This is a genomic window from Pseudomonas sp. SIMBA_068, assembly GCF_046534705.1.
GTDB lineage: Bacteria > Pseudomonadota > Gammaproteobacteria > Pseudomonadales > Pseudomonadaceae > Aquipseudomonas > Aquipseudomonas putida.
Genome location: NZ_JAWRYI010000026.1, coordinates 1 through 4,710 on the forward strand (window position 1 = coordinate 1; position 4,710 = coordinate 4,710).

The 4,710-nt window shown below is 53.8% G+C and carries 4 protein-coding genes and 3 pseudogenes; 3 read left to right on the top strand and 4 right to left on the bottom strand.

Annotated elements, in window-relative coordinates; genetic code table 11:
• On the top strand, nucleotides 1-523 hold a 523-nt coding region (gene bla, locus SB756_RS27880; RefSeq protein ID WP_142385027.1), incomplete at its 5' end, for a class A beta-lactamase.
• Between the two features lie 1,185 nt (nucleotides 524-1,708).
• Here bla and SB756_RS27885 read toward each other — a convergent pair.
• Nucleotides 1,709-1,900 (bottom strand): Rop family plasmid primer RNA-binding protein, encoded by a 192-nt coding sequence (locus SB756_RS27885; RefSeq protein WP_000165985.1) that lies wholly within the window; start codon nucleotides 1,898-1,900, stop codon nucleotides 1,709-1,711.
• 31 nt (nucleotides 1,901-1,931) lie between these two features.
• Between SB756_RS27885 and SB756_RS27890 the strand changes: the two genes are divergently transcribed.
• The gene (locus SB756_RS27890) at nucleotides 1,932-2,300 is read left to right on the top strand and encodes a hypothetical protein (protein WP_000538659.1); all 369 of its coding nucleotides are present in this window, start codon (nucleotides 1,932-1,934) and stop codon (nucleotides 2,298-2,300) included.
• A gap of 17 nt (nucleotides 2,301-2,317) precedes the next feature.
• On the opposite strand, the pseudogene SB756_RS27895 reads toward SB756_RS27890, so the two are convergent.
• From SB756_RS27895 to SB756_RS27905, 3 genes and pseudogenes are all read right to left on the bottom strand, one after another.
• A pseudogene (locus SB756_RS27895) lies at nucleotides 2,318-2,659 on the bottom strand (hypothetical protein); the annotation flags it as partial.
• A gap of 49 nt (nucleotides 2,660-2,708) precedes the next feature.
• Nucleotides 2,709-3,791 carry a DNA-binding transcriptional repressor LacI gene (lacI, locus tag SB756_RS27900; RefSeq protein ID WP_000805902.1) on the bottom strand — a complete coding sequence of 361 codons (1,083 nt, stop codon included), beginning with the start codon at nucleotides 3,789-3,791 and terminating at the stop codon, nucleotides 2,709-2,711.
• A 79-nt stretch (nucleotides 3,792-3,870) separates the two neighbouring features.
• Nucleotides 3,871-4,155: pseudogene (locus SB756_RS27905) on the bottom strand (MFS transporter); the annotation flags it as partial.
• Between the two features lie 109 nt (nucleotides 4,156-4,264).
• Here SB756_RS27905 and SB756_RS27910 point away from each other — a divergent pair.
• Nucleotides 4,265-4,710 (top strand): annotated as a pseudogene (locus tag SB756_RS27910) (DNA polymerase); the annotation flags it as partial.

Genomic DNA, 4,710 nt, shown 5'->3' on the forward strand with positions numbered 1-4,710 from the left:
TGGCATGACAGTAAGAGAATTATGCAGTGCTGCCATAACCATGAGTGATAACACTGCGGCCAACTTACTTCTGACAACGATCGGAGGACCGAAGGAGCTAACCGCTTTTTTGCACAACATGGGGGATCATGTAACTCGCCTTGATCGTTGGGAACCGGAGCTGAATGAAGCCATACCAAACGACGAGCGTGACACCACGATGCCTGCAGCAATGGCAACAACGTTGCGCAAACTATTAACTGGCGAACTACTTACTCTAGCTTCCCGGCAACAATTAATAGACTGGATGGAGGCGGATAAAGTTGCAGGACCACTTCTGCGCTCGGCCCTTCCGGCTGGCTGGTTTATTGCTGATAAATCTGGAGCCGGTGAGCGTGGGTCTCGCGGTATCATTGCAGCACTGGGGCCAGATGGTAAGCCCTCCCGTATCGTAGTTATCTACACGACGGGGAGTCAGGCAACTATGGATGAACGAAATAGACAGATCGCTGAGATAGGTGCCTCACTGATTAAGCATTGGTAACTGTCAGACCAAGTTTACTCATATATACTTTAGATTGATTTAAAACTTCATTTTTAATTTAAAAGGATCTAGGTGAAGATCCTTTTTGATAATCTCATGACCAAAATCCCTTAACGTGAGTTTTCGTTCCACTGAGCGTCAGACCCCGTAGAAAAGATCAAAGGATCTTCTTGAGATCCTTTTTTTCTGCGCGTAATCTGCTGCTTGCAAACAAAAAAACCACCGCTACCAGCGGTGGTTTGTTTGCCGGATCAAGAGCTACCAACTCTTTTTCCGAAGGTAACTGGCTTCAGCAGAGCGCAGATACCAAATACTGTCCTTCTAGTGTAGCCGTAGTTAGGCCACCACTTCAAGAACTCTGTAGCACCGCCTACATACCTCGCTCTGCTAATCCTGTTACCAGTGGCTGCTGCCAGTGGCGATAAGTCGTGTCTTACCGGGTTGGACTCAAGACGATAGTTACCGGATAAGGCGCAGCGGTCGGGCTGAACGGGGGGTTCGTGCACACAGCCCAGCTTGGAGCGAACGACCTACACCGAACTGAGATACCTACAGCGTGAGCTATGAGAAAGCGCCACGCTTCCCGAAGGGAGAAAGGCGGACAGGTATCCGGTAAGCGGCAGGGTCGGAACAGGAGAGCGCACGAGGGAGCTTCCAGGGGGAAACGCCTGGTATCTTTATAGTCCTGTCGGGTTTCGCCACCTCTGACTTGAGCGTCGATTTTTGTGATGCTCGTCAGGGGGGCGGAGCCTATGGAAAAACGCCAGCAACGCGGCCTTTTTACGGTTCCTGGCCTTTTGCTGGCCTTTTGCTCACATGTTCTTTCCTGCGTTATCCCCTGATTCTGTGGATAACCGTATTACCGCCTTTGAGTGAGCTGATACCGCTCGCCGCAGCCGAACGACCGAGCGCAGCGAGTCAGTGAGCGAGGAAGCGGAAGAGCGCCTGATGCGGTATTTTCTCCTTACGCATCTGTGCGGTATTTCACACCGCAATGGTGCACTCTCAGTACAATCTGCTCTGATGCCGCATAGTTAAGCCAGTATACACTCCGCTATCGCTACGTGACTGGGTCATGGCTGCGCCCCGACACCCGCCAACACCCGCTGACGCGCCCTGACGGGCTTGTCTGCTCCCGGCATCCGCTTACAGACAAGCTGTGACCGTCTCCGGGAGCTGCATGTGTCAGAGGTTTTCACCGTCATCACCGAAACGCGCGAGGCAGCTGCGGTAAAGCTCATCAGCGTGGTCGTGAAGCGATTCACAGATGTCTGCCTGTTCATCCGCGTCCAGCTCGTTGAGTTTCTCCAGAAGCGTTAATGTCTGGCTTCTGATAAAGCGGGCCATGTTAAGGGCGGTTTTTTCCTGTTTGGTCACTGATGCCTCCGTGTAAGGGGGATTTCTGTTCATGGGGGTAATGATACCGATGAAACGAGAGAGGATGCTCACGATACGGGTTACTGATGATGAACATGCCCGGTTACTGGAACGTTGTGAGGGTAAACAACTGGCGGTATGGATGCGGCGGGACCAGAGAAAAATCACTCAGGGTCAATGCCAGCGCTTCGTTAATACAGATGTAGGTGTTCCACAGGGTAGCCAGCAGCATCCTGCGATGCAGATCCGGAACATAATGGTGCAGGGCGCTGACTTCCGCGTTTCCAGACTTTACGAAACACGGAAACCGAAGACCATTCATGTTGTTGCTCAGGTCGCAGACGTTTTGCAGCAGCAGTCGCTTCACGTTCGCTCGCGTATCGGTGATTCATTCTGCTAACCAGTAAGGCAACCCCGCCAGCCTAGCCGGGTCCTCAACGACAGGAGCACGATCATGCGCACCCGTGGGGCCGCCATGCCGGCGATAATGGCCTGCTTCTCGCCGAAACGTTTGGTGGCGGGACCAGTGACGAAGGCTTGAGCGAGGGCGTGCAAGATTCCGAATACCGCAAGCGACAGGCCGATCATCGTCGCGCTCCAGCGAAAGCGGTCCTCGCCGAAAATGACCCAGAGCGCTGCCGGCACCTGTCCTACGAGTTGCATGATAAAGAAGACAGTCATAAGTGCGGCGACGATAGTCATGCCCCGCGCCCACCGGAAGGAGCTGACTGGGTTGAAGGCTCTCAAGGGCATCGGTCGAGATCCCGGTGCCTAATGAGTGAGCTAACTTACATTAATTGCGTTGCGCTCACTGCCCGCTTTCCAGTCGGGAAACCTGTCGTGCCAGCTGCATTAATGAATCGGCCAACGCGCGGGGAGAGGCGGTTTGCGTATTGGGCGCCAGGGTGGTTTTTCTTTTCACCAGTGAGACGGGCAACAGCTGATTGCCCTTCACCGCCTGGCCCTGAGAGAGTTGCAGCAAGCGGTCCACGCTGGTTTGCCCCAGCAGGCGAAAATCCTGTTTGATGGTGGTTAACGGCGGGATATAACATGAGCTGTCTTCGGTATCGTCGTATCCCACTACCGAGATATCCGCACCAACGCGCAGCCCGGACTCGGTAATGGCGCGCATTGCGCCCAGCGCCATCTGATCGTTGGCAACCAGCATCGCAGTGGGAACGATGCCCTCATTCAGCATTTGCATGGTTTGTTGAAAACCGGACATGGCACTCCAGTCGCCTTCCCGTTCCGCTATCGGCTGAATTTGATTGCGAGTGAGATATTTATGCCAGCCAGCCAGACGCAGACGCGCCGAGACAGAACTTAATGGGCCCGCTAACAGCGCGATTTGCTGGTGACCCAATGCGACCAGATGCTCCACGCCCAGTCGCGTACCGTCTTCATGGGAGAAAATAATACTGTTGATGGGTGTCTGGTCAGAGACATCAAGAAATAACGCCGGAACATTAGTGCAGGCAGCTTCCACAGCAATGGCATCCTGGTCATCCAGCGGATAGTTAATGATCAGCCCACTGACGCGTTGCGCGAGAAGATTGTGCACCGCCGCTTTACAGGCTTCGACGCCGCTTCGTTCTACCATCGACACCACCACGCTGGCACCCAGTTGATCGGCGCGAGATTTAATCGCCGCGACAATTTGCGACGGCGCGTGCAGGGCCAGACTGGAGGTGGCAACGCCAATCAGCAACGACTGTTTGCCCGCCAGTTGTTGTGCCACGCGGTTGGGAATGTAATTCAGCTCCGCCATCGCCGCTTCCACTTTTTCCCGCGTTTTCGCAGAAACGTGGCTGGCCTGGTTCACCACGCGGGAAACGGTCTGATAAGAGACACCGGCATACTCTGCGACATCGTATAACGTTACTGGTTTCACATTCACCACCCTGAATTGACTCTCTTCCGGGCGCTATCATGCCATACCGCGAAAGGTTTTGCGCCATTCGATGGTGTCCGGGATCTCGACGCTCTCCCTTATGCGACTCCTGCATTAGGAAGCAGCCCAGTAGTAGGTTGAGGCCGTTGAGCACCGCCGCCGCAAGGAATGGTGCATGCAAGGAGATGGCGCCCAACAGTCCCCCGGCCACGGGGCCTGCCACCATACCCACGCCGAAACAAGCGCTCATGAGCCCGAAGTGGCGAGCCCGATCTTCCCCATCGGTGATGTCGGCGATATAGGCGCCAGCAACCGCACCTGTGGCGCCGGTGATGCCGGCCACGATGCGTCCGGCGTAGAGGATCGAGATCTCGATCCCGCGAAATTAATACGACTCACTATAGGGGAATTGTGAGCGGATAACAATTCCCCTCTAGAAATAATTTTGTTTAACTTTAAGAAGGAGATATACCATGATCCTGGACGCGGACTACATCACCGAAGAAGGTAAACCGGTTATCCGTCTGTTCAAAAAAGAAAACGGTGAATTCAAAATCGAACACGACCGTACCTTCCGTCCGTACATCTACGCGCTGCTGAAAGACGACTCTAAAATCGAAGAAGTTAAAAAAATCACCGCGGAACGTCACGGTAAAATCGTTCGTATCGTTGACGCGGAAAAAGTTGAAAAAAAATTCCTGGGTCGTCCGATCACCGTTTGGCGTCTGTACTTCGAACACCCGCAGGACGTTCCGACCATCCGTGAAAAAATCCGTGAACACTCTGCGGTTGTTGACATCTTCGAATACGACATCCCGTTCGCGAAACGTTACCTGATCGACAAAGGTCTGATCCCGATGGAAGGTGACGAAGAACTGAAACTGCTGGCGTTCGACATCGAAACCCTGTACAAGGAAGG

Bases quoted from the DNA above. Each gene is read 5' to 3' on its own strand.
- SB756_RS27890 (WP_000538659.1), top strand. From the start codon at position 1,932: ATGGGGGTAATGATACCGATGAAACGAGAGAGGATGCTCACGATACGG.